Source organism: Streptosporangium sp. NPDC050855 (assembly GCF_044456585.1).
GTDB lineage: Bacteria > Actinomycetota > Actinomycetes > Streptosporangiales > Streptosporangiaceae > Streptosporangium > Streptosporangium longisporum.
The window spans coordinates 186,910-208,526 of the sequence record NZ_JBITFY010000007.1; the positions used below are offsets into that span (position 1 = coordinate 186,910).

At 72.1% G+C, this 21,617-nt stretch carries 22 protein-coding genes; 16 read left to right on the forward strand and 6 right to left on the reverse strand.

Annotated features, from left to right (window positions below; translation table 11 throughout):
• The first annotated feature begins 118 nt into the window (after positions 1-118).
• On the forward strand, positions 119-1,255 hold the full coding sequence (locus ACIBCT_RS16555) for a neutral zinc metallopeptidase (RefSeq protein WP_399189223.1): 1,137 nt from the start codon (positions 119-121) through the stop codon (positions 1,253-1,255).
• 158 nt (positions 1,256-1,413) lie between these two features.
• The gene (locus ACIBCT_RS16560; RefSeq protein WP_399189445.1) at positions 1,414-3,432 is read left to right on the forward strand and encodes an LCP family protein; all 2,019 of its coding nucleotides are present in this window, start codon (positions 1,414-1,416) and stop codon (positions 3,430-3,432) included.
• 46 nt (positions 3,433-3,478) lie between these two features.
• On the opposite strand, the gene ACIBCT_RS16565 is transcribed toward ACIBCT_RS16560, so the two are convergent.
• On the reverse strand, positions 3,479-5,464 hold the full coding sequence (locus ACIBCT_RS16565; protein WP_399189224.1) for a spermidine synthase: 1,986 nt from the start codon (positions 5,462-5,464) through the stop codon (positions 3,479-3,481).
• A 229-nt stretch (positions 5,465-5,693) separates the two neighbouring features.
• Between ACIBCT_RS16565 and ACIBCT_RS16570 the strand changes: the two genes are divergently transcribed.
• The gene (locus ACIBCT_RS16570; RefSeq protein ID WP_399189226.1) at positions 5,694-7,052 is read left to right on the forward strand and encodes a S8 family peptidase; all 1,359 of its coding nucleotides are present in this window, start codon (positions 5,694-5,696) and stop codon (positions 7,050-7,052) included.
• Between the two features lie 4 nt (positions 7,053-7,056).
• Positions 7,057-7,299 (forward strand): hypothetical protein, encoded by a 243-nt coding sequence (locus tag ACIBCT_RS16575; RefSeq protein ID WP_399189228.1) that lies wholly within the window; start codon positions 7,057-7,059, stop codon positions 7,297-7,299.
• Between the two features lie 42 nt (positions 7,300-7,341).
• On the opposite strand, the gene ACIBCT_RS16580 is transcribed toward ACIBCT_RS16575, so the two are convergent.
• Complete coding sequence (locus tag ACIBCT_RS16580; protein ID WP_399189230.1) at positions 7,342-8,310, reverse strand: Lrp/AsnC family transcriptional regulator; 969 nt, start codon at positions 8,308-8,310, stop codon at positions 7,342-7,344.
• Between the two features lie 100 nt (positions 8,311-8,410).
• Here ACIBCT_RS16580 and ACIBCT_RS16585 point away from each other — a divergent pair, with 100 nt between their 5' ends.
• The gene (locus ACIBCT_RS16585; RefSeq protein ID WP_399189232.1) at positions 8,411-9,898 is read left to right on the forward strand and encodes an MFS transporter; all 1,488 of its coding nucleotides are present in this window, start codon (positions 8,411-8,413) and stop codon (positions 9,896-9,898) included.
• A gap of 123 nt (positions 9,899-10,021) precedes the next feature.
• On the opposite strand, the gene ACIBCT_RS16590 is transcribed toward ACIBCT_RS16585, so the two are convergent.
• Both ACIBCT_RS16590 and ACIBCT_RS16595 read right to left on the reverse strand, forming a co-directional pair.
• Entirely contained in the window at positions 10,022-10,765 is a 744-nt protein-coding gene (locus ACIBCT_RS16590) for an ABC transporter permease (RefSeq protein WP_399189234.1), read from the reverse strand.
• Positions 10,762-11,625: an ABC transporter ATP-binding protein gene (locus ACIBCT_RS16595; protein ID WP_399189236.1), complete on the reverse strand. Its 864-nt coding sequence runs from the start codon at positions 11,623-11,625 to the stop codon at positions 10,762-10,764. The genes ACIBCT_RS16590 and ACIBCT_RS16595 overlap by 4 nt, the downstream gene beginning before the upstream one ends.
• 75 nt (positions 11,626-11,700) lie before the next feature.
• On the opposite strand from ACIBCT_RS16595, the gene ACIBCT_RS16600 reads away from it, so the two are divergent.
• On the forward strand, positions 11,701-12,471 hold the full coding sequence (locus ACIBCT_RS16600; RefSeq protein ID WP_399189238.1) for a TetR/AcrR family transcriptional regulator: 771 nt from the start codon (positions 11,701-11,703) through the stop codon (positions 12,469-12,471).
• 37 nt (positions 12,472-12,508) lie between these two features.
• Complete coding sequence (locus ACIBCT_RS16605) at positions 12,509-13,513, forward strand: ion transporter (protein WP_399189240.1); 1,005 nt, start codon at positions 12,509-12,511, stop codon at positions 13,511-13,513.
• A gap of 49 nt (positions 13,514-13,562) precedes the next feature.
• Here the strand turns inward: ACIBCT_RS16605 and rpsD are convergent, their stop codons facing one another.
• Positions 13,563-14,177, reverse strand: a complete 615-nt coding sequence (gene rpsD / locus ACIBCT_RS16610; protein WP_344908422.1) for a 30S ribosomal protein S4 — start codon at positions 14,175-14,177, stop codon at positions 13,563-13,565.
• Between the two features lie 88 nt (positions 14,178-14,265).
• Here rpsD and ACIBCT_RS16615 point away from each other — a divergent pair, with 88 nt between their 5' ends.
• Both ACIBCT_RS16615 and ACIBCT_RS16620 read left to right on the forward strand, forming a co-directional pair.
• Positions 14,266-14,991, forward strand: a complete 726-nt coding sequence (locus tag ACIBCT_RS16615; protein WP_399189242.1) for a DUF2470 domain-containing protein — start codon at positions 14,266-14,268, stop codon at positions 14,989-14,991.
• Between the two features lie 237 nt (positions 14,992-15,228).
• Positions 15,229-15,423, forward strand: coding sequence for a CsbD family protein (locus tag ACIBCT_RS16620; protein WP_399189244.1), 195 nt, complete (start codon positions 15,229-15,231; stop codon positions 15,421-15,423).
• Positions 15,424-15,670: 247 nt separating this feature from the next.
• On the opposite strand, the gene ACIBCT_RS16625 is transcribed toward ACIBCT_RS16620, so the two are convergent.
• Positions 15,671-16,090: a hypothetical protein gene (locus tag ACIBCT_RS16625; RefSeq protein ID WP_399189246.1), complete on the reverse strand. Its 420-nt coding sequence runs from the start codon at positions 16,088-16,090 to the stop codon at positions 15,671-15,673.
• 95 nt (positions 16,091-16,185) lie between these two features.
• Between ACIBCT_RS16625 and ACIBCT_RS16630 the strand changes: the two genes are divergently transcribed.
• The 7 genes from ACIBCT_RS16630 (at position 16,186) to ACIBCT_RS16660 (ending at position 21,573) form a co-directional block, all read left to right on the forward strand.
• On the forward strand, positions 16,186-16,551 hold the full coding sequence (locus tag ACIBCT_RS16630) for a hypothetical protein (RefSeq protein ID WP_399189248.1): 366 nt from the start codon (positions 16,186-16,188) through the stop codon (positions 16,549-16,551).
• A gap of 5 nt (positions 16,552-16,556) precedes the next feature.
• Positions 16,557-16,946: a hypothetical protein gene (locus ACIBCT_RS16635; RefSeq protein ID WP_399189250.1), complete on the forward strand. Its 390-nt coding sequence runs from the start codon at positions 16,557-16,559 to the stop codon at positions 16,944-16,946.
• Positions 16,947-17,008: 62 nt separating this feature from the next.
• Entirely contained in the window at positions 17,009-17,275 is a 267-nt protein-coding gene (locus tag ACIBCT_RS16640) for a hypothetical protein (RefSeq protein WP_344908403.1), read from the forward strand.
• A 323-nt stretch (positions 17,276-17,598) separates the two neighbouring features.
• Positions 17,599-18,375, forward strand: a complete 777-nt coding sequence (locus tag ACIBCT_RS16645; protein WP_399189252.1) for a hypothetical protein — start codon at positions 17,599-17,601, stop codon at positions 18,373-18,375.
• A gap of 150 nt (positions 18,376-18,525) precedes the next feature.
• Complete coding sequence (locus ACIBCT_RS16650) at positions 18,526-19,743, forward strand: ABC transporter substrate-binding protein (RefSeq protein WP_399189254.1); 1,218 nt, start codon at positions 18,526-18,528, stop codon at positions 19,741-19,743.
• A 16-nt stretch (positions 19,744-19,759) separates the two neighbouring features.
• Positions 19,760-20,728 carry a carbohydrate ABC transporter permease gene (locus ACIBCT_RS16655; RefSeq protein WP_399189256.1) on the forward strand — a complete coding sequence of 323 codons (969 nt, stop codon included), beginning with the start codon at positions 19,760-19,762 and terminating at the stop codon, positions 20,726-20,728.
• Positions 20,725-21,573 carry a carbohydrate ABC transporter permease gene (locus ACIBCT_RS16660; protein WP_399189258.1) on the forward strand — a complete coding sequence of 283 codons (849 nt, stop codon included), beginning with the start codon at positions 20,725-20,727 and terminating at the stop codon, positions 21,571-21,573. Before ACIBCT_RS16655 ends, ACIBCT_RS16660 begins: the two co-directional genes overlap by 4 nt.
• The last annotated feature ends 44 nt before the right edge of the window (positions 21,574-21,617 follow it).

Sequence of the window (21,617 nt, forward strand, 5' to 3'; positions counted from 1 at the left end):
CGGATGGGGGCCGCCGCCGCCCCCGCAGGCGCCCTCGTGGCAGCCGGGGCCGGGCCGTCCCGCGCCCCCGCAGTGGGGTCCGGCTCACCCGCAGCGGCCCGGGCCGCCCCGCGGGCAGATGCCGTACGGCCATCAGGCCCCGCCCCCGCCGCCCGACCCGTGGCAGCGGCGGGCCGCCCATCCCCCGCCGCAGTGGCAGCCCCCGCGGCCCCGCTCCGGCGGTGCCGGGGTGGTCGTCGGCGTGGTCTTCGGCATGGTCGCGCTGGTCTTCACCGGGATCGTGGTCATCGGGGCGGTGGCCGCGAACGTCCGCCGCGCCGACACGGTCGCCGTCCCGGCCTTCACCGCGCCCCCGCGGCCCACCTTCCGCCCGGCCGAACCGCGGGACAGGCGCACCTCGGCGCCGGCGCGCACGGCGTCCTCCGGGAACGGCCGGAACACCGGGGACGCCGGAGACACCGGTGACAGCGGGGACGCCGGGAGCACCCGCGACACCGGGGACACGACGAGGACGCGGGTGCTCGACACCAGCCTGGAGGGCAACACGCTCTACCGGGCGGGCGGGCTTCCCCGGGTGCACTGCCCCGCGGGGTCGCCCAGCATCTACAGCCACGCCCAGCTCAAGGCGCTCATCCTCAAGACGTCCAAGTGCCTGGACCGGGGCTGGTCGCGGATCCTGCGCGAGCAGGGCATCCCCTGGCATCCGCCCCGCTACGCCCTCACCGCGACGAGGAGCCGCGGCGCCTGCGGCGACTTCCCCGCGCCGGGAAGCATGGTGCCGTACTACTGCCCGCGCAACGCCACCATCTACGCCTCGACCAGGGCGATGTCGCGCGGGGTGGGCAACTCCCGCGGGTACGGGGCCATCACCGAATGGCACGGCGGGGTCATCAGCATGATGGCGCACGAGTACGGGCACCACGTGCAGCACCTGTCGGGCCTGTCCACCACCTGGTGGCAGAAGTCGCTGCGTTCGAGCGGCCGCAACGGGAGACTCGCGCTGAGCCGGCGGTTCGAGCTCCAGGCGACCTGTCTCGGCGCGATGTTCATGCGCTCGGTGTCGGCCACCTACCCGGTCACCCCGGCGCGGCGCCAGACCCTTTACTACTTCTACTCCCGGGTCGGCGACTGGCCGGGATATCCGCGTGACCACGGCTCGCCGGCGAACAACAACCGCTGGTTCCGCCAGGGCTACGAGAGGAACCGGACGCTCGACTGCAACACCTGGCTGGCCCCCACCTCGTCGACGTCCTAGCCGACGCCATCGCTTAAGCGGCCATTCACCATAGATTGGTCATCTGTCTGTCATGTCCAGGTATGGGGACTAGAATCCTGGCAAATTATGTTCAATCCCGATCCCTGGCCATGTCTGCAGGTGAACCCGGGCAAAACGCAGTAGGAAGCGGTGTGACGATGCGCCTTGGGCAAGACTCGGGGGATCTCGCCGGCGAAAGCGGGAAACGGCGCACCCGGCGTCGCGGCGGGAGTCCCGGCGCACGCCAAGGCGGAACACCGGGCCGGTCCGGGTCCCAGGAGACGCCCCCGGTCCCCGCCCCGCCCCGGGCGCCGGGTCCGGCCGGCGGGCCGCAGCCCCCCCTCGCCCAGGAGGTCTCCAGCCCGCACCCGGCGCGGAACGACCGGCACGCCCCGTCCCCGGAGGCCCACCGCGAGCAGGGCACCCTCCCCCCGCAGGCCGGGCGGCCGTCCCCGGCCGCGCGGGAGGGCCACCCCGAGCAGGGCGTCCTTCCTCCCCGGGAAGGGCTCCCCCTCCCCCCACCGCAGGGACCGGCGGGCCGGGCCACAGGAAAAGGGAACGGCGGCGACGGCGGCGGGGTCCCGAACCCTGCCGTCCCGGCCGGACCGGCCGGGCCCGCCGGGGCGCCACCGGCCGGGGGGCCACCGGCGGGAGGTCCGCCCGCGGAGTCCGCGACGGCGCCCGGGGGACGGCCCCCCCGGTTCGCCAGGCCGCTGACGACCGCCGCCCTCATCGGCTGGACCGCGCTCTCGGCGATCCTGCCCGGCGCGGCGCACCTGCGGGCCGGGAACCGCCGGCTCGGCCTCATCCTGCTCGCGGCCTTCGGCGTGCCGCTGCTGGGCGGTGCGATCACCGCCGTCGTCGTCTACCTCAGCGGCAACACCGGCGTCCTCACCCGCGACGGCATGATGACGACCGGGGTGGTCCTGGCCGTGGTCGGGGCGATCGCCTGGTTCCTGCTGCTGCTCTTCTCCTACGTCACGCTGAGGCCGAACCGGCTCAGCGGCAGGGGGCAGATCGTCTCGGGAATCGTGGTGGGCGTTCTCTGCGTGTCGGTGATGGCGCCGTTCGTGCTGACCGCCAACACCGTGCTGACCTTCAAGCAGACGACCCTCGACATCTTCAAGCCCGCCTCGGCGAACCCGACGGCCGTCCCCGTCAAGCACGAGGACCCGTGGGCCGGCCGCAAGCGGGTGAACTTCCTGCTCGTCGGCGGTGACGGCGCCGGGAACCGGGAGGGCGTGCGGACCGACAGCATGAACGTGGCCAGCGTGCACGTCGCGACCGGCAACACGGTCATGTTCAGCCTCCCGCGCAACCTCCAGCACGTCCACTTCTCGTCCGGCAGCGCGCTCGCCAAGCGGTTCCCCGAGGGCTTCATGCGCGAGCTGCCCAACGGCGGCCTGCTCAACGAGGTCTGGCAGTACGCCGAGGACCACCCGGAGGTCGTACCGGGCAAGAAGGCCGGGGAGCGGGGCCCGGCGGCGCTGATGGACGCGATCGGTCACACGCTCAACCTGAAGATCGACTACTACGCCCTGGTCAACATGTTCGGTTTCGCCAGGATGGTGGACGCCATCGGCGGCCTGAAGATCAGGGTGGAGCGGGACATCCCCTGGGGCGGCCTGTACGGCACCGCCGGGACCATCAAGGCCGGGTACCGCACGCTCTCGGGCGAGGAGGCGCTCTGGTACGGGCGTTCCCGCGTCGGCAGCGACGACTTCTCCCGGATGGCCCGCCAGCGCTGCGTCATCGGCGCCTTCGCCCAGCAGGCCACCCCGTCGGTCGTGCTCGCCAACTTCACCAAGATCGCAGGCGTGGCCAGGAGGATGGCCAAGACCGACATCCCCCGCGAGCTGGTGGAGCACCTCACCGACCTGGCGCTGAAGGTCAAGGACGCCAGGATCACCAGCCTGCAGTTCGTACCGCCGGAGTTCTACACCGGCTCGCCCGACTGGCAGAAGATCCGCACCGCCACCGCCAGGGCGTTGCGCCGCTCGGAGCAGCCCGCCCGCAGGCCGCAGGCCGCGACCGCGACCCCCTCCCCCGGTACGACCGGCGCGACGCCGGCCGCCACGCCCAGCCCGTCCAGGAACACCGCGCTGCGGCCCAGCCGGACGCCCACCCCGAACGGCAAGTCCTCGGGCGAGTCCCTCAGCGAGCTCTGCGGGTTCTGACCGGGGGACCGGCTCCCGAAACCACCCGGGAGCCGGTCCCCCGGGCTCAGGCGACCTTGGCGGTCCTGGGAAGCAGCGCGAAGGCACCCAGGTAGATCAGGCCCGCCACGATCAGCAGCGCCTGGTAGCCGATGACCAGCGCCAGGTACTCCAGGCAGCCGCCGACCATCGCGCCCAGCAGGTTCGCGCCGAAGGACACGGTCGCGTCGGCGGAGTCGGCGAAGCGCTTGGCGAACACCACGTTGGCCGCGAAGATCGGCAGGAACGCCACCACCACGGCCGCCACCGCGCGCAGCGGCAGCGGCAGTCCCAGCAGCCAGGAGTTGGGCACCAGCCAGGCCAGGACCAGCCCGGCCAGCAGCACCCCGTACATGACCGGCAGGGACGGCACCCGGAAGCGGCGGGTCACCTCCACCGCGGCGAGCACGGCGACCAGCACCCCGGCGAACACGATCGCGTTCACCACCCAGGTGGTGCCGAACAGCAGCGCGAAGCCGGTGACGCCCTTGGTCTCCAGCAGCAGGAACGCCACCCCGAGCAGGAACAGGTCCGCGTACGGCCGCATCCTGCGGTACGGACCGGCCACGACCCGGACCGCCAGCAGGCTGACCAGGAGGATCAGCCCGAGCGTGACGATGTAGATCTGCGGGATCGTCCGGTCCTTCAGGTACAGGAAGGGCCGGTCGTCACCGGCGGGCGGCGGGGTCTGGGCGGTCGCTCCCGCCCACTCGGTGCCGCACCGCTGACCCTGGGGGGTGAAGCCCGCGGTGATCACCGCCTGCTGGCCCGTCTGGCTGACGATGTCGACGCACGGCTTGTGCCCGAACGCGGCCTGCATGGTGGCGCCGAGCCGGTCGACCAGCCAGCTCTCCCGGTAGTAGTTGTACATCGAGAAGGCGCCACCGGGTTTGAGGTGGTCCCTGGCCGCCTCCATCGCCTGCTGCGTGAACAGGTAGCTCTCCAGCCGCAGCGAGCTGGCCCCGGAGACCAGGGTGAGCGAGTCGGGCAGCGCGAAGAGGATCAGGTCGTACTTCGACGAGGTCCGTTCCAGGAAGGCGCGGCCGTCGGTGACGTGGGTGGTGACCCGGGGGTCGTCGTAGGGCCGGTCCGGATGGTAGGAGCGGCCGAGTTCCAGCAGCTTGGGGTCGATCTCCACGGCGTCCACGTGCTTGGCGCCCTTGGACAGCGCGATCGACACGTCGGTGCCGCTGCCCGCGCCGACGATCAGCACGTCGTCCAGCCTGCCGGAGGCGGCCCGCTCGTACGGCAGGGCGTACTGGCGCTCCCACTCCAGGCGATTCCTGGCCGGGGTGGCCTGCTGGTGCGGGATGCCGTTGACGTCGATGTTCATCAGCGGCACGCCCTCCCACTGGCCGCGCACGTAGGTCACCTTGTAGTACGGCGACCACAGCGCTCCCGCGGTCAGCGTCTCGGTGGCGAGGGCGCCGACGATGACCAGCGACGGCAGGAGCAGCGCCACGCGGGCCCAGACCCTGCGGGGCCACAGCAGCACCGCGTAGGCAACCGCGGCGATCGTCCCCCACACCACCGGCGGCGCGCTGAGGAACGACAGCGCGGTGAACAGCGCGATGCCGCTGAGGCTGCCGATCAGGTCGTAGCGGTAGGCCTCCAGCCGGTCGAGCTCGGGGAAGCAGCGGCCGACCAGTTCGGCCGGGCCCATCAGCACGATCGCCGCCGCGGCGAAGATCACCGGCAGGATCAGCCAGGGCGGCGGGCCGCTGGTGCTCAGGCTCGTCCAGTACAGGACGCCCTCGGTCTGGCGGTCCACCGTCACGGGGAAGAACAGCACGACCAGGACCAGCACGGCCAGCACGATCGGCGAGTAGTACGGCTGCCGGGTGGTGCGGCCCACCCTCAGGAAGCCGAGCCCGATACCGAGGAACGACCCCAGCAGGACGAAGTTGGTGAAGTAACTCAGGTGGACGATGTTCGACCCGGTCCACCGGATCAGGGCCAGCTCCAGGAAGAGCATGAAGCCGCTGGCCACGATCAGTCTGGGCCGGGTCGGCATCCAGTGAGCGTGCCGGACATCGGGTCGAGGGATTGGCGTCGTCTCCGCCGCTGCGGTCATGTCGCCCAACGTAGTGATCGATTCCGTCGCTGTGAAGGAAATCCACGCCGATCGTTTGCACCGTTTGACGGGCATGAGCGTGGTCCGAGGGGATTTCAACGGCTGGACGCGGCCCGGGTGGATGAAGGAATGTGGTGGGGCCTGTCCCCTCGATCCCCGGTGGTGCGTCATGCGGGTCCTGCTGCAGCTCCGTCCCTCCCCCGACGTCGTCGCGGCCGTGGCCGATCCCACGGTGAGCACGACGGCCGCCGACGTCGCCGACGCGCTTCCCGGAGTGGTGCTGGACCCGTCCTTCGCCCCGGTCGTGGCGCCCCGCCCGGTCCCCGCCGCCGGGGGCGACCCGCTGTCGCTGCACCAGCCGCTGGTGTTCTCCTTCGCCGACGACGAGGCCTCCGTCCTGGTCCGCGGTGAGATCTCCGACGACGAGGCGTCCACCCGGATCACCCTGCTGCCCGCGCTGCGCCGCGAGGTGGTGGGGATCTTCGCCGACCCGGTGATCCAGCCGGGCCTGACCTGCGGCGGCACGCCCCCGGTCGGCGACTGGCACGACGTGGAGCGGCTGCTCGGCGTCGCCGGCCTGGCCGCGGAGGGCCTCGACGGGTCGGGGGTCGCGCTCGCGGTGCTCGACACCGGCGTCAACCGTGCGCACGTCGCCCGCCACCTGGGCCGCGACGTGATCCTCGACGTGGAGCGCAGCTGGAAGCCCGACGGGGTGACGGGCAGGGCGGGCGAGTTCCCCGTCGACCACGGCACGATGTGCGCCTTCGACGCGCTCATCGCGGCCCCGAGGGCGTCGATCATCGACATTCCCGTGCTGCTCTCCCGGCGTCCGGGCGGTTCGGCGCTGGACGGCCTGCTCTCGGACGCGGTGGCGGCCTTCGCCCACCTGCGCACCGTCCTGGAGGCCCAGCCCGCCGCCTCGCGCTCCCTGGTGGTCAGCAACAGCTGGGGGTCCTTCTCCCCGGAGTGGGACTTTCCCGCGGGCCATCCGGGCAACTACTCCGACAACCCGGCCCACCCGTTCAACCTGATCGTCTCCAGCCTGGAGCGCTCCGGCGCGGACGTGCTCTTCGCCGCGGGCAACTGCGGACGCGACTGCCCGGACGGCCGCTGCGCCTACCCGGACCGGCCGATCACGGGCGCCAACTCCCACGGCTCCGTGCTGTCGGTCGCCGGTGTCGACACCCGGGGCGAGCGGGTCGGCTACTCCTCCCAGGGGCCGGGCCGCCTGGTCGCCCGCAAGCCCGACGTGTGCGCCTACACCCACTTCTCGGGCTCGCGGGCGTTCGGCGACGACGAGCCCGACTCGGGCACCTCGGCCGCGTGCCCGGTCGCGGCGGGCCTGGTCGCGGCCGTGCGCACCCGCTGGCCCGCCGCCCGGCTCTCCCCCGCCCAGCTGCGCACCCTGCTGCGCCGTACGGCCGACGACCGCAGCGACGTCGGGTTCGACCACGACCACGGTTACGGGGTCGTCGACCCCTCGGGGGTACTCGCCTCATTGCGGCGCCGGGCGGGGCGCGTACCGTGAGGTGATGGTCCTCATCACGGTGCGGCTCCCCTCCGGCGCGACGCTCACGCAGGCCCTGCGGCACCTGGAGCTGCCGGAGGAGGACGTCGACATCGGGTACGGCCTGGTGCTCATCGACCTCCTCGACCCCGGCCAGGGCCTGTACGGCCTGCGGGTGAGCGAGAGCGCCGCCCACCGCACCGGGCTCGCGGCGGACGGGGGTCCCTACGCCGACCCGCGGATAGAGCCCTACGGTCCCCCGGAGTGAGGACCGGACGGCCCGGACGGGCCGAGTGGGCAGGGCCGGGGCTCAGACGGGCAGCAGCGACCCCGACTGCTTGATGTTGCGGATGATCGGGGCGGTCTCCAGCCTCTGGATGCCGTCGAGGCCCGCGATCCGGTCGGTGAGGTAGGCGTACAGCGCCTCGTCGTCCCGGCAGAGGATGTTGGCCGCGAGATTCGTCGGGCCGGTGGTGGCCGCGGCGAAGGTGACCTCCCGGTGGGTGGCCAGGGCCTCGCCGACGCCGGCCAGATGGGACGGTGACACCGTCATCCAGAGCCAGGCCTGGGTGCGGAACCCGAAGTAGGGACAGTCGACCTCCAGGTCGTAGTAGAGCGCGCCGGACTCGCGGAGCTGGTCGAGCCGGCGCCGGACGGTCGACTCCGACCAGCCCGTGGCGGCGGCGAGGTCGGTGTGCGAGGTCCGGCCGTCCACGGAGAGCCGGGCGAGCAGGAGCCGGTCCTGGTCCGACAGCTCCACCCGGCCACGGGCGGGCGGCCGCGACGGGCGCAGCGCGGCGACCTGCGCCTCGGTGAGGACCTCGAACATCCCGCAGCCGGTCGGGCCTCCGGCGAACATGTGCATCATCGAGTACGCGGTGACCGCGACGACGCGGTCGGTGCGCTGGAGCTTGTCGAGCATCAGGGTGTCGCGCTCCTGGTCCGAGCCGGGATGGGCCGCGCAGAGCACCTCGGTCCCGCCCGACAGCAGTTGCACCCAGGAGGTGTCGGGCCGCTTGGCCAGGGCCGTGGCGATGGCGGTCCCCGCCCCGAGGACGCACCGCAGCCGCAGCCACCAGCGGGTCCCGTCCAGCATCCGGGGGTCGATCAGCCCCACGACCCGCACGGTGCCCCGCGAGCGCAGCCGCCGGTAGCGCCGGGCGACGGTCTGGTCCGAGACGCCGAGGACCTCGGCGATCCGGCTGAACGGGGCCCGCCCGTCCAGTCCCAGCGCGTGCACCAGCTGCCGGTCGAGCGTGTCGGCCCTGACGGATTCCATCACTCACGACTATCAGATGTCGGTATTCGCCGTGATATCGCGGCCCGCTTCTTGTCGTCGTCGTCCACGCCCGATCCTGGTGGCCTACCGAAGGAGGATCATGCGTAAATGGTGGCCGCTGGTGGCGGTCTGCACGGGCGCCTTCATGTTGCTGGTGGACGTCACGATCGTGATGGTCGCGCTGCCCGACATCGCCGGGGACCTCGGCACCTCGTTCTCGGCCCTGCAGTGGGTGATGGACGTCTACGCGCTGGTCCTGGCGGCGCTCCTGCTCGGCGCGGGCTCACTGGCCGACCTGACCGGACGGCGCAGGATCTACGTCGCGGGCCTGGGGCTGTTCGCGCTCGCGTCCCTGGCCTGTGGCCTGGCGCCGAACATCGGCACGCTCATCGCGGCGCGGGGCCTGCAGGGGCTCGGCGCGGCGGCGATGTTCGCGACGACCATGGCCCTGCTGAACACGACCTACCGGGGCAGGGACCGGGGCGTCGCCTTCGGCGTCTGGGGCGCGGTCAACGGCGCGGCCGCGGCCGCGGGACCGATCGCCGGGGGCCTGCTGACCCAGCACTTCGGCTGGCGTTCGATCTTTCTGGTGAACCTGCCGATCAGCGCCGTGGCGATCGTCCTCACGCTGGCGGTCTTCCAGGAGTCCCGCAACCCGCGCGCCCGCGGGCTGGACGTTCCCGGCATGCTGACGTTCACCGCCGCCGCGGCGGCGATCACGTACGCGCTCATCCGGGCCGGTGAGGACGGCTGGGGCTCGGGATCGGTCCTCGGCCTGCTGGCGGCGGGCCTGGTGGCCCTGGCCCTGTTCGTCGCGGTGGAGCTCAGGAGCAAGGACCCGATGCTCGACCTGTCGCTGTTCCGCGACCGTGCGTTCACCGGGATCATGGTCGGCGCGGCCCTGCTCACGGCGGCGGCCTTCGCCGGTCTGGCCTACGTCTCGCTGTGGCTGCAGACGGTCCTGGGGCTGGGCGCGGTCCAGGTGGGCCTGGTGATGCTCCCGATGAGCGTCACCGCCTTCATCGTGGCGAGCGTCGCCGGGCGGTTCCTGCACGACGCCTCGCCCCGCCTGGTCGTCGGCGTCGGCCTGCTGATCATCGGTGCGGGCGCGCTGGCCCAGGCGGTGCTCACGGCCGGTTCCGGGTGGGCCGCCCTCGTCCCCGGCCTGGCGCTCGTGGGCCTGGGCGTGGGGGTGGCGAGCCCGTCCCTGTCGGCGGCGGCGATGGCGTCGGTCCCGCAGGAGCGCGGCGGCATGGCGGCCGGTGCCGTGAACACGTTCCGGCAGCTCGGGTTCGCGTTCGGTGTCGCGCTGCTGGGGGGCGTCTTCCGCACCGGTGTCGAGGGCGGCCTGGACGGCAGGGTGCCGGACGCGGGCTCCGCCGTCGACGCCCTGACCGGCGGCCGGGCGCACGTCCTGACCGGCCAGGGGCACGGCCAGGTCGTCCGGGAGTCCTTCGCGCACGGGCTCAACGTCACCCTGGTGGCCGCGGGCGTCCTGGGCATCGTGGCCGGCCTGATCGTCCTGGTGCTCGTGAGGACCGCGGCCCGGGACTCGGCCGAACCGGAAGGAGCGGCCGTGTCCCGGTGAGCGAGCCGGTCGGGGACGGTGGGCGGGCAGGTCGGGGACGGTCAGGGACTCGGACGGTCAGGGACTCGGACGGTCAGGGACTCGGACGGTCAAGGGGCTCGGACGGTCAAGGGGCTCGGGTGGTCAGGCGTTCTCGCGGTTGAAGACGCGGGTCCCCACCATGACGCAGACCACCGACAGGGCCACGGTCACGGCGACGCCCACCCCCACGGTCCAGGTCGCGTAGTGCCCGGCGAACAGCTCGCGCATGGCCTCCAGCACGTACCGGAACGGGGTGGCGCGCGAGAGCGCGTCCAGCCAGCCGGGCGCCATCGACATCGGCAGGAACGCCCCGGAGAGCAGGAGCAGCGGGACGATCGCCGTGCTCATGACCGGCGCGAACGCGTCGGGGTTCATGGTGAGCGCGATCGCGTTGGAGAGCGCGGCCAGGCTCACCCCGAGCAGGGTCATCATGAGCAGCGCGAGCGCCACGCCGGGAAGCGCGGCGCGCAGCCCGAAGGCGTACCCCACCGCGATCAGCAGGATCGACTGGATCAGCAGGGTGAGCGAGTTGGACAGCACCCGGCCGAGGAGCAGGGAGATCCGGTGCGCCGGGGTGACCCGCAGCCGCTCCAGCACGCCGGACTGGAGGTCGAAGACGATGCCGAACCCGGCCAGGCCCGCGCTGAACAGCCCCACCTGGACCAGCAGGCCGGGGATCAGCGTCTCCCAGGTCCCGATCGTGGCGAACAGCGGGCCGAACAGCACCAGGTAGAGCATGGGCTGCAGGACCCCGAAGACGATCCCGGCCTTCTGCCGCAGGGATATCCGCACGTTGTGCCGGAAGATCAACCAGGTCTCCCTGAGGACGCGCATCGCCCCGCTCACCGCTCCTCACCGGCCACCCGGGCCGCGCGCCGGTCGTCGCCGGCTCCGCCGGCACCGTCCCGTACGCCCGTCGCGCCGGGCCCGTCCGGTTCACCCGGCGGTCCGGCGGACGGATCGTCCCCCGGCGGGTCGTCCCTCATGGAGCGGCCGGTGATGGCGAGGAAGACGTCGTCGAGGGTGCCCCCGGTGCCGCCCTTGAGCTCGGCCGGGGTGCCCTCGGCGACGATGACGCCGTGGTCGATGACGAACAGCCGGTCGGCCAGCAGGTCCGCCTCGTCGAGGTAGTGCGTGGTCAGAAAGACCGTCAGGCCCGCTCCGTCGCGCAGGTTCCTGATGTGGTCCCACAGGCTCGCCCTGGTCTGCGGGTCGAGGCCGGTGGTGGGCTCGTCGAGGAAGAGCAGCGCGGGATCGTGGAGCAGCCCGAACACGAGGTCGAACCGGCGGCGCTGACCGCCGGACAGCGCCCCTCCCGGCCGGTCGCGCAGCGCGGTGAGCCCGAACCGGTCGAGCACCTCGGCGACCCGCTCGCGTGCCCGTGCCGGGCGCATCCCGTACAGCATGGCGTGCAGTTCGAGCTCCTCCCCCACCGGGTTCGCCGGGGCGATCCCGCCTTTCTGGGACACGTAACCGATGTGCCGCCGCACCCCGGCGGGGTCGGTGAGCAGGTCGTGTCCGGCGACCGTGGCACCGCCCCCGGTGGGGCGCAGCAGCGTGGTGAGCATGCGCATCGTGGTCGTCTTCCCCGCCCCGTTGGGGCCGAGGAACCCGACGATCTCCCCTGCCTCCACCGTCAGATCGACCCCCCGGACGGCCTCGACGCCACCGGGAAAGGTCTTGCTCAGAGCTGATGTCTTGATCATTTGATCGCCTCCATTCGTAAAGTAACACCAAATTTGGTGTCACTGCAAAATTTGTCCGACACCTAGAATGTCCTCATGAGCGAAGGCCTGCGGGAGCGCAAGAAACGAGAGACCAGGCAGCGCATCTCCGACATCGCCACGTGGCTCTTCCTGACGAAGGGCTTCGACAACGTGACGGTGGCCGAGGTCGCCAGGACCGCCGACGTGTCGGTCAACACGGTCTTCAACTACTTCCGCACCAAGGAGGACCTGCTCTTCGACCGTCAGGGGGAGGTCGAGGACCTGCCGAGCAGGGTCGTCCGGGAGCGCCGTCCCGGGGAGAGCGCGCTGCAGGCGCTGCGCCGGGACTTCCTGGACGCGATCGACACCCGCCACCACCGCTACGGGTTCCACGAGGGGGGTGACGCCTTCGCGCGCATGCTCATGACGTCCCAGAGCCCCTCGCTCGGCGCGCGGCTGCGGGAGATGAACGACGCGCGGGAGCGGGCCCTGGCCGTGACGCTCGCCGACGAGGTCGACGCCGACCCCGACGACCTCACCCCCGCGCTCGTCGCCGCGCAGGTCAGCGGGGTGCTGAACCGGCTGATGACCCGCGCCGTCGAGCGCATGCTGGCGGGCGAGACCCTGGACGCCATCGCCCCCGACCTGCGCCGGCAGGCCGAACGGGGCTTCGCGATGCTGGAGTCGGGCATCGGCGACTACGCCGTCCGGCACGCCGAGGCCCCGGCGTCGTCGGCCACGGTCTCGACGGCGACCCCGACGACGGCGACGACGGGGGCGGCGGCGACGGGGGCGGCGGCGACGGCGACGGGGGCGGCGAACCCCGGTGACGGCGGACGCGGGTAGCGGACGAGGGCCTTCACCAAGCCGTTATGATCTTGGCTTGTCCTCGGCCATTCCGACCACGGGAGCCTTCGTGCCGGTGCGCGAGCGTCTCCGCGCCGCCCTTGAAACACCCGGTTTCCAGCGGTTCATCGTCACGGTCATCGTGATCAACGCGGCCACGCTGGGAGTGGAGACCTCGGCGGCGGCCGTACAGCGGTACGGCACGGTGCTCACGATCATCGACCACCTGGCGCTCTACGTCTTCGTCGCCGAACTGGGCTGCAAGCTGTACGCGTACGGCCCGCGGTTCTTCCGCAACCCCTGGAACCTGTTCGACACCGCGATCGTGACGGTCTCGCTGCTGCCCACGGCGGGCGGGCTCTCGGTGCTGCGAGCCCTGCGGATCCTGCGGGCACTACGGCTGATCTCGGTGGTGCCGAGCCTGCGCCGGGTGGTGAGCGCGCTGCTGACGGCGGTCCCGGGGATGACCTCGATCGTGCTGCTGCTGGCGCTCGTGCTCTACGTCGCGGCCGTGATGGGCACGAAGCTCTACCACGCCACCGCGCCGGCCTACTTCGGCGACCTGCCCACCTCGCTGTTCACCCTGTTCCAGATGATGACCGGCGACGCCTGGTCCGACATCACCCGCCAGGTGATGAACACCCACCCGTGGGCGTGGGTGTTCTTCGTGGCCTTCATGCTGGTCTGCACCTTCGTGGTGCTGAACCTGTTCATCGCGGTGGTGGTCAGCGCCATGGAGGAGGAGCACGCCGAGGAGTCCGTCCAGGCGACCGAGGACGTGGGCCGGGCCGTGCTCACCGAGCTGGCCGCGCTCCGGGCCGAGGTGCGGGAGCTGCGGGACCGGCTACCGGCGGCGCGGGACGACGGCTCCGCCGCCCAGAGGGCCGCGGGCGCGGGAACCGGCAGCGGCACCCGCACGGGAAACGGCACGGGGCGCGGTGCGGCCGGGAGGACCGGCCGGGACGCGAAGAGCACCGGGGGCGGGAAGAACGCCGGCGGGACGCGGGGGCGTACGGGCTCGGGGGCCGGGAAGCGCCAGTGAGCCCGCCACCGGGGGGGCGGCGGGCCGGCGTCGCGGGTCGGCGGGGGGGTCAGCGCGAGTAGAACTCGACCACCAGCTGCTCGTCCACGGGCACCGCGACCTGCTCGCGCAGCGGGCGGCTGAACAGGGTGAAACGGAGGTCGGCGTGGTCGACGTCGAGGTAGGGGGCGATCCGGTCGTCGGCGTAGGTCCCCTCGGAGGCGGCCACGAAGGGCTGCATCCTGCGTGACTTCTCGCGCACCGCGACGACCTGGCCCGGCCTGACCAGGTAGCTGGGGATGTCGACCTTGCGGCCGTCCACGGTGATGTGCCCGTGGGCGATGTACTGGCGGGCCGCGTAGATGGACGGGGCCAGCCCGGAGCGCAGGACCAGCGAGGCCAGGCGCGTCTCCAGCAGCACCACCAGCTCGGCCCCGGAACGGCCGCTGCTGCGCAGCGCCATGTCCCAGTAGCGGCGCATCTGCCGCTCGGAGACGTCGTAGTACCAGCGGAGCTTCTGCTTCTCCATCAGCCGGAGCCCGTAGTCACCCGTCTGCCGCCGGTTGGTCTTGCGGCCGTGCTCACCCGGCGGGTAGGGGCGCTGCTCGAAGTAGCGGACCGCCTTGCGAGTCAGGGGGATGCCCGCCCTGCGGGACAGACGCACCTTGGGTCCGGTGTAGCGCATGCTCACTCCTGTGTGGTTAGGTTTACCTTAGTTAGGCAAGGCTAATCTTATACAGCAGTATCTGCCCCACCTCAAGGAGAGCCGGTCCATGCAGCCCGTCACCGCTCCGCCCATCCCCGAGCGGGTCCGCACCCTCGCCGCCACCGCCGCTCCCACCCACGTCTCCGTCTCCGGCGCCGAAGGCCCGGCGACGCCCGCCCGCGGCGGGGTCGACGGAGCGGGCCGGCCGGTGCTGCTCGTCCTGCCGGGCGACCCGCTCTACGACGCCCGGGACGAGCCGGTGGTGACCGTGGACCTGACGTCGACGCGCTCCCTGGGCGAGCACGAGCTCTCCCGCGGCCTGCTCAAGGTGCAGGGCTGGGTGCAGGCCGTCCCCGCGGACGAGGTACGGGAGACGGCGGTGGAGATCGCCGAGCGCTGCCCCGACGAGGCGCTGTTCGAGGTGCTGGAGGGGACGCGGGGGCCTCGCCTGCTCCGCGTCGACGTCGGCAGGGTGATCTACCTGACCGGCCCGGAGTCGGGGGTGCTGGACGCCGAGGAGTACCTGGGAGCGACCCCCGACCCGCTGATGGGCGAGGCCGAGCGCATGCTGCACCACGTCAACGGCGCGCACCGCAGGCAGCTGGAGGCCGCCCTGAGCTCGCTGCTGGCCGCCCCGGTGCCCGGGGCCTGGCTCTGGGAGCTCGACCGCTTCGGCGCGACCGTGCGCTGCGGCATCGACGACCCGACGCTGATCCGCCTGCCCTGGCCCTCGCCCATCGGCGACGCCGGGTCCCTCGAACACGCCGTGCGCTGCCTGCTCTGCCACCACTGAGACCGCCGGGACGGCGGCCCGCCCGGGGGTGTCACCCGCCTCGCCACCCGCCTCGTCATCCGCTTCGTCATCCGGTCGCCGCGACCGTCCGGCCGCCCGCGCGATCCGGCCTCCGGCGTCCCCCGCGCCCGGCCCCTGCCCCGGCGGGGGTCCCGTCCGGGCATGTTTACCTCGCCCGATGCAGGACAGGGGTTACCACTGCATGGACGAAGTTCCATCAACGGGAGGAATGACACCATGGGTACCGACGACAAGATCTCCAACAAGGCCGAGGAGCTCGGGGGCAAGCTCAAGGAGGGCGCGGGTCGCGCCACCGGTGACGAGCGTCTCGAGGCCGAGGGCAGGACCGACCAGAGCGAGAGCCACCTCAAGCAGGCCGGGGAGAAGGTCAAGGACGGCGCGGAGAAGGTCAAGGACGCCTTCAAGAGCTGACCTGAGACCAACCCCGTGGTGGGGGGGGGGGGGGGGGGGGCGGGGCCGCCCCCCCCCGCGGGGGGGGGGGGCGCCCCCCCCCCCCCCCCCCCCCCCCACCGCCGTGTTCGGGGGCCGTCGCGCCCCGGACCCCGCGACGAGTCCCGGATCCCGCGAAGGAGGCCGGGGAGGCCGTCCCCGGCACCCGGGTCGAGGCCGTCCGGAACCCGGGCCCCGGAACGCGCGGCGGAGGCCCTGACGGAGACCCTCAGGACGCCGGGCCCACCTCGGGATCGGCCGTCCCGCCGGAGCCGTCGGCGCCGCCGGCCCCCTCGGTGCCCTCGGTGCCCCCGTCCGTGGCCCCCGTACCGTCCCCGTCGCCCTCGTCCGTCCCGCCGGAGCCCTCACCGGCGGAGTCGTCCTCGATCTCGGGGCCGTCCTCTCCCGGGACGCGGCGCGCGTCGTCCGGGTCGGCCAGCAGCGGGCGCGCCGGGAAGGTGGTGTCCGAGCCCGACCGCTCCGCCACGACCCGGCTCTCCCCGTCGGCGCCCCGCGGCCCGGCGGGAGGCTGCGCCTGCTCGGAGGCGTCCGATCCGGGCGTCCCCTGGGGCACGCCGCCGTCCCGGGCCTGGTCCTCCGCCCCGTCGGAAGGGGCCGTCTCTTCGCTGATCTCAGGGTTCTCGGTCATGCCGACCCCCTCCCCCGGCAAACCCTAAATATGTCGCCGCCAGGCATGGGATCGGCCCGTCGGGTTAGGGAACCACCGACGAAGGGAGTGAGGTCATGACGGTCACCCGGTTTCAGGACCTGCCGTTGGCCGACGGCGACAGGGCATGGGACGGCGACGCGGCCGAGAAGCGCGTCCGCTCCTGGGCCGACGCCGAGGAGGAGCCCAACGCCCGCTACCGCGAGGCGCACCTGTGGTACGACGGCGACCAGCCCGAGGAGTTCGGGAGCTACAAGCTGCCCATCGCCGACGTGATCGACGGAAGGCTGAAGGTCGTGCCGCACGCCGTACGGGCGGCCGGGGGCGTCCTGCAGGGGGCGCGCGGGGGCGTGAACGTCCCCGAGGAGGAACTCGGCAGGATCAAGGCGCACCTGGCCAAGTACTACGCCAAGATGGGCGAGACCGCCCCCTGGGAACGCTGACCGCGATGACACGTTTCGCGTTCGACGTCGACCCGGCCTGGCGGACCCCGCTCTCGCTGATCGGGGTCGGCCCCGGCCGGGCCTTCGCCGAGGTGGGCGAGGGCGTGCTCTCGGTCCGTTTCGGCCCCTGGTCGCTGCGGACCCCCGTGGCCAACGTCTCGGGCACCGAGGTGACCGGCCCCTATGCGGCCTGGAAGGTCATCGGGCCGCACCTGTCGCTGGTCGACCGCGGGGTGACGTTCGGGACCAACGCCCGGAGGGGACTGTGCGTCCGGTTCCGTACCCCGGTGCCGGCTCTGGTGCCCGGCGGTTTCCTGACCCACCCGGGCGCAACCCTGACGGTCTCCGCGCCCGAAGAACTGGCCGAGGCCATCGAACGCGCACGCGAGGTGTGAACCGGACACATGAGAGGGGCGCATCCGGGTAAAGGGTGCATTCACGAGCAAGGAGGGGAAAAATGACTTCCGAAGGACAGATGCCGGAGACGACCTCGGCGTCCGGCAAGCCGATGGTCAGGGGTACGCCCCGCGACGTCGCGCACATCCGGTTCGGGTCGTTCGCGCTGGTGGCGGCGATCGCTCTCGGCGTGCTCGGGGTCGTGGCGGGCATCCCCTGGCTGACGATCGTCGCGGGCGTGCTGGCCCTGGTCGTCATCGGGGACATCGTGCTGGCGATGCGCCGCCAGTCGCGCACGCCCTCGGGGAGCACGACCGAGGCCGGTTAGCGGCTCCGGGCGCGTTCCTGCGTCCGGCCGCCCGCCCCCGGCGACGGACACCCCGGTGAAGCGGCCCGGGGTACGAGCCGAGGGGCGGATCGCCCGGCGAGGAGCGCCGCCCGTACGACACGGGGCGTAGACACGTGGCCTTCCCGTGGAGGACGGCCGGGCGCGCGTTCACGGCGACAGTGGAGCGGACAGCACGACGACCGTGTCCGCTCCCACCGCGCCGCCCCGCCCTCCCCGCACCCCGACGACGACGCCTCGTCACACCCCGCGCGTCCGCGGCGAGAGCCGGGCCGCGGCGCGGTACGTGCCCGGAAGGCGACCCCATGCCCGAGCCCGTCCCGCCCCGATCGACCCCCGCGACCCCCGCGAACCCGGTGACCCCGGCGCCTTCGCCCGCCGGGCCCGTCCCGCCCACGGCACCCGGCCCGGTCGCCGGGTCCGTCCCACGCAGGACGGCCGCCCCGGCCCACGAGCCCGTCCCGTCCGGTGAACCCGCCCGGCGCGGCGGGCGCCGTCCCGCCCCGCTCATGCCGCCCGCGCTCCGCAAGACCGTCCTCACCCTGCACGTGGCGGCCTCGGTCGGCTGGCTCGGCCTCGACCTGGGACTGCTCACCCTCGGCGTCACCGCGCTGGTCACCGGCGACCCCGCGCTGGTGCGCGCCTCCTACCTGGCGATGGACGTCCTGGCCGGCACCCTGATCGCCCCGGTGGGCCTGACCGCGGTGCTGAGCGGGCTCCTGCTCTGCCTGTACACGCCCTGGGGCCTCGTCCGCCACCACTGGGTGGTGCTCAAGCTCGTGACCAGCACGGCCGCGCTGATCGCCTCGGTGTTCGCGCTCCGCCCGCAGATCGGGGAGGTCGCCACCGCGGTGTCGGGGACCGGGCCCCTGCCGTCCCTCCTCCCCGGCCGGGACGGGGTCTCCCTGGCCGTCGCGCCGAGCGTCGCCCTGGTCGTCTACCTGCTCAACGTGGTCCTTTCCACGTTCAAGCCGTTCGGCCGGACGCCGTACGGCAGGCGACGGGCGGGCCGTGGCACCGGTGCGGGCACCTTCGGCGGGGCCGCGCGCGCCAAGGGCCCGCGGCTCGCCGCGGGGAGCTGATCGGAGCACTCGGCGATCATGTGATCGACCTCCCGGGACGGGCTTCCGAGGCCCGTCCCGCCACCGTGTTACCAAAGCGTTTCTCAAGGGGGCTGAACTTTTTTCACATCTTACATTATCGTCCGTTGCACCCCCCATCAGGAGGAAGAAATGATCAGGAGAGTCACAGGGGCTGCGGCCGGTATGGCACTGCTCGCCGGACTCGTCGCCTGCGGCGGCGACACCGGGACGGCCTCGGAGGCCACGACACTGACCTACTGGATGTTCCAGGACCGCACCCCCCAGGCGGGGGAGGTCGTCGAGAAACTGCGGGCGGACTTCGAGAAGGCCAACAAGGTCACCGTCAAGATCGTCAAGATCCCCAAGGACGACTACAACACCAAGCTGGGAAGCGCGGTCGCCGCCGGGACCGTCCCCGACGTCGGCATCCTGGACCAGCCCCTGGTGGCCAGGTACGCGCTGGACGGCACCATCAAGGAGGTGCCGGCCGGCACGGTCGACGAGAAGGCGTACTACAAGGGCGCCCTCGACACCAACCGGGTGAACGACAAGCTCTACGGGCTGCCGCTGGACCACACCGCGGTCGCGCTCTTCTACAACAAGAAGCTGATCCCGACGCCGCCCAAGACGTGGGACGAGCTCAAGCAGATGGCCGCGAAGGTCCACCAGGACGACCCGAAGACCGCCGGGATCGTGGTGCCCAAGGGCGACGGCTACGGCGGCTGGATGTGGCCGGGCTTCGTCGCGGGCGCCGGTGGCTCCATGGTCGACGAGAAGAGCAAGAAGATCCTGTTCGACCAGCAGCCCGGGGTGGAGGCGCTCCAGCTCTGGGTGGACCTGCTGCCCTCCTCGCCCAGGGAGATCACCGACTCGGACAAGGCCTTCGAGAACGGCCTGGCCGCGATGACGATCTCCGGGCCGTGGGACGTGGCCAACATCAAGGACCAGTTCCCGGACCTGGAGTTCAGCACCGCACCGCTGCCGTACAAGACCGAGCCCGGTGGCAACATCGGCGGTGAGAACGCGGTGGTCTTCAGCAAGGGCAAGAACGCCGAGCTGGCCTGGAAGTGGCTCGCGCACCTGACCAGCGCCGAGAACAACACCGCGCTGGCGCAGGCGCTCGGCGGCTTCCCGACCAACGTGGCCGCGGCCGAGAGGGACGCCGCGACCTTCGGGCCCGACCAGGCGGCGTTCCTGGAGCAGCTCAAGGTCGCCCAGGCCCGGCCCGCCCTGCCGGAGTGGATCCAGATCAACGACGAGATCATCGCCCCCGCCATCGAGGCGGCGTTGAGCGGCAAGAAGACCTCCCAGGAGGCGCTCACCGAGGCAGCGGCCAAGACGCGCGCGCTCCTCGGCTGGAACGGCTAACCGAAAAGAGGCGAACGTGGCATCTCCGGTGCTGGCCGACCAGCCCACCGTGACGCCTGGTCCCGGGCGGCGTCGCCGCCGCCCGGGTCTCGGGCGGCGCGACCACGTCATCGGGTGGCTTCTGATCGCCCCCGCGATGATCTATTTCGTGATCTTCATGCTCTACCCGGCGCTGGCCGCGCTGTACTACAGCTTCACCGACTGGAACCTGCGGTCGGCGGCCGAGTGGGTGGGCCTGACCAACTACTCCGACCTGCTCTTCAACGACGCGAAGTACCCGCACTTCTGGAAGTCGATCCAGGTCACCCTGCTGTACACGGTGATCGCCGTCCCGCTGACGCTGGTCGCCGCCCTGGGCCAGGCCCTGCTGATCAACGTGATCCGCCGTGGCTCCAACGCCTTCAGGCTGCTGCTGTTCCTGCCGGTGGTGACGGCCGAGGCCGCGGTGGGCGTCATCTGGCGCTGGCTCTACGACCCCCGCTACGGGCTGGTCAACGGCTTCCTGGAGCTGTTCGGCATCCCCGGGCAGAACTGGCTCAACAACCCCGACCTGGTCATCCCGGCGCTGGCGTTCATCGCGGCCTGGCAGTGCGGCATCTCGATGCTCATCTACCTGGCCGGGCTGAAGGGCATCCCGGGCTCGATCCGCGAGGCCGCCATCATCGACGGCGCCGGGCCGGTCCAGCGGTTCTGGAAGGTCGTCGTGCCGATGCTCCGGCCCACCACCTTCTACCTGCTGGTCACCGGGGTGATCGCGGCGCTGCAGGTGTTCGGCCTGGTCTACGTGATCCTGTCGGGCGGTGGCGGCAGGAGCGTCACCGGCGGTCCCGAGCAGTCGGGCCTGACCTACGTGCTGCACCTGTACCTGTACGCGTTCCGCTACGACGCGATGGGCGCGGCCTGCGCGATGTCGTTCATCCTGCTCGTCTTCATCATGATCATCACTGCGCTGCAGTTCAAGTTCGTCAGGCAGGAGGCGTCGTGAAGACGGCGAGGAACGTACGGCTCGCACCCGTCTACATCGCGCTGGTGCTGCTGGCGGCGGTGTCGGTCGTCCCGTTCCTGTGGATGCTGGCGACCTCCTTCAAGCACGGCTCGGACGTCTACACCAAGGTCCCCAGCCTGCTGCCGCTGGACCGCAGGACCGGCGAGTGGTCCCCCACCCTGGAGAACTACTCCTACGTCCTGGAGTACGGCGGGATGGGCCAGGCGTTCGTCAACAGCGTCTGGGTCTGCCTGATCCTGGTCCCGGCCAAGCTGCTGGTGGACGCGCTGGCCGCCTACGCCTTCGCCCGCATCCCCTTCCCGGGACGGGACAAGATCTTCATCCTGCTGCTCGCCGGCATGATGGTCCCCACGATCACGCTCCTGGTCCCGCGCCTGCACGTCACCCAGTCGCTGGGCATGTTCGACTCCGGCTGGGGCCTGATCGTGCCCAACGTGGCCTCGGTGCTGGACATCTTCCTGCTGCGCCAGTTCTTCCTGTCGCTGCCCACCGAGCTGGAGGAGGCCGCGCGCATCGACGGCGCGAGCCGGATGCAGATCTTCTGGCGGATCGTCGTGCCGCTGTCGAAGCCGGTGCTGGCGGTCGTGACGATCACCAGCTTCATCTTCCACTGGAACGACCTGATCTGGCCGCTGGTGGTGCTCAACGACCCCGAGCTCTACACGCTTCCGCTGGCCCTGCAGCAGCTCGCCAGCGGTGAGTCGGGACGGGCCTACTACATGATGGCCGGTGCCGCGCTGGCGGTCGTCCCGGTGATCGTGGTTCTGATGATCTTCCAGCGCCGCATCATGGAGGGGATCGCGTTCACGGGGCTCAAGAGTTGATCCCCGCCGGGGCGGGGAGCGGGGCGCCGCGCGACCGCGAGGAC

Coding starts and splice junctions, on each gene's coding strand:
- ACIBCT_RS16575 (WP_399189228.1), top strand. CDS start 7,057: ATGGTCCTCATCACGGTGCGGCTCCCCTCCGGCGCGACGCTCACGCAG.
- rpsD (WP_344908422.1), bottom strand. CDS start 14,177: ATGCGCTACACCGGACCCAAGGTGCGTCTGTCCCGCAGGGCGGGCATC.
- ACIBCT_RS16615 (WP_399189242.1), top strand. CDS start 14,266: ATGCAGCCCGTCACCGCTCCGCCCATCCCCGAGCGGGTCCGCACCCTC.
- ACIBCT_RS16585 (WP_399189232.1), top strand. CDS start 8,411: ATGCGTAAATGGTGGCCGCTGGTGGCGGTCTGCACGGGCGCCTTCATG.
- ACIBCT_RS16625 (WP_399189246.1), bottom strand. CDS start 16,090: ATGACCGAGAACCCTGAGATCAGCGAAGAGACGGCCCCTTCCGACGGG.
- ACIBCT_RS16560 (WP_399189445.1), top strand. CDS start 1,414: ATGCGCCTTGGGCAAGACTCGGGGGATCTCGCCGGCGAAAGCGGGAAA.
- ACIBCT_RS16580 (WP_399189230.1), bottom strand. CDS start 8,310: ATGGAATCCGTCAGGGCCGACACGCTCGACCGGCAGCTGGTGCACGCG.
- ACIBCT_RS16635 (WP_399189250.1), top strand. CDS start 16,557: ATGACACGTTTCGCGTTCGACGTCGACCCGGCCTGGCGGACCCCGCTC.
- ACIBCT_RS16595 (WP_399189236.1), bottom strand. CDS start 11,625: ATGATCAAGACATCAGCTCTGAGCAAGACCTTTCCCGGTGGCGTCGAG.
- ACIBCT_RS16620 (WP_399189244.1), top strand. CDS start 15,229: ATGGGTACCGACGACAAGATCTCCAACAAGGCCGAGGAGCTCGGGGGC.
- ACIBCT_RS16600 (WP_399189238.1), top strand. CDS start 11,701: ATGAGCGAAGGCCTGCGGGAGCGCAAGAAACGAGAGACCAGGCAGCGC.
- ACIBCT_RS16650 (WP_399189254.1), top strand. CDS start 18,526: ATGATCAGGAGAGTCACAGGGGCTGCGGCCGGTATGGCACTGCTCGCC.
- ACIBCT_RS16630 (WP_399189248.1), top strand. CDS start 16,186: ATGACGGTCACCCGGTTTCAGGACCTGCCGTTGGCCGACGGCGACAGG.
- ACIBCT_RS16640 (WP_344908403.1), top strand. CDS start 17,009: ATGACTTCCGAAGGACAGATGCCGGAGACGACCTCGGCGTCCGGCAAG.
- ACIBCT_RS16645 (WP_399189252.1), top strand. CDS start 17,599: ATGCCCGAGCCCGTCCCGCCCCGATCGACCCCCGCGACCCCCGCGAAC.
- ACIBCT_RS16565 (WP_399189224.1), bottom strand. CDS start 5,464: ATGCCGACCCGGCCCAGACTGATCGTGGCCAGCGGCTTCATGCTCTTC.
- ACIBCT_RS16570 (WP_399189226.1), top strand. CDS start 5,694: ATGCGGGTCCTGCTGCAGCTCCGTCCCTCCCCCGACGTCGTCGCGGCC.
- ACIBCT_RS16555 (WP_399189223.1), top strand. CDS start 119: ATGCCGTACGGCCATCAGGCCCCGCCCCCGCCGCCCGACCCGTGGCAG.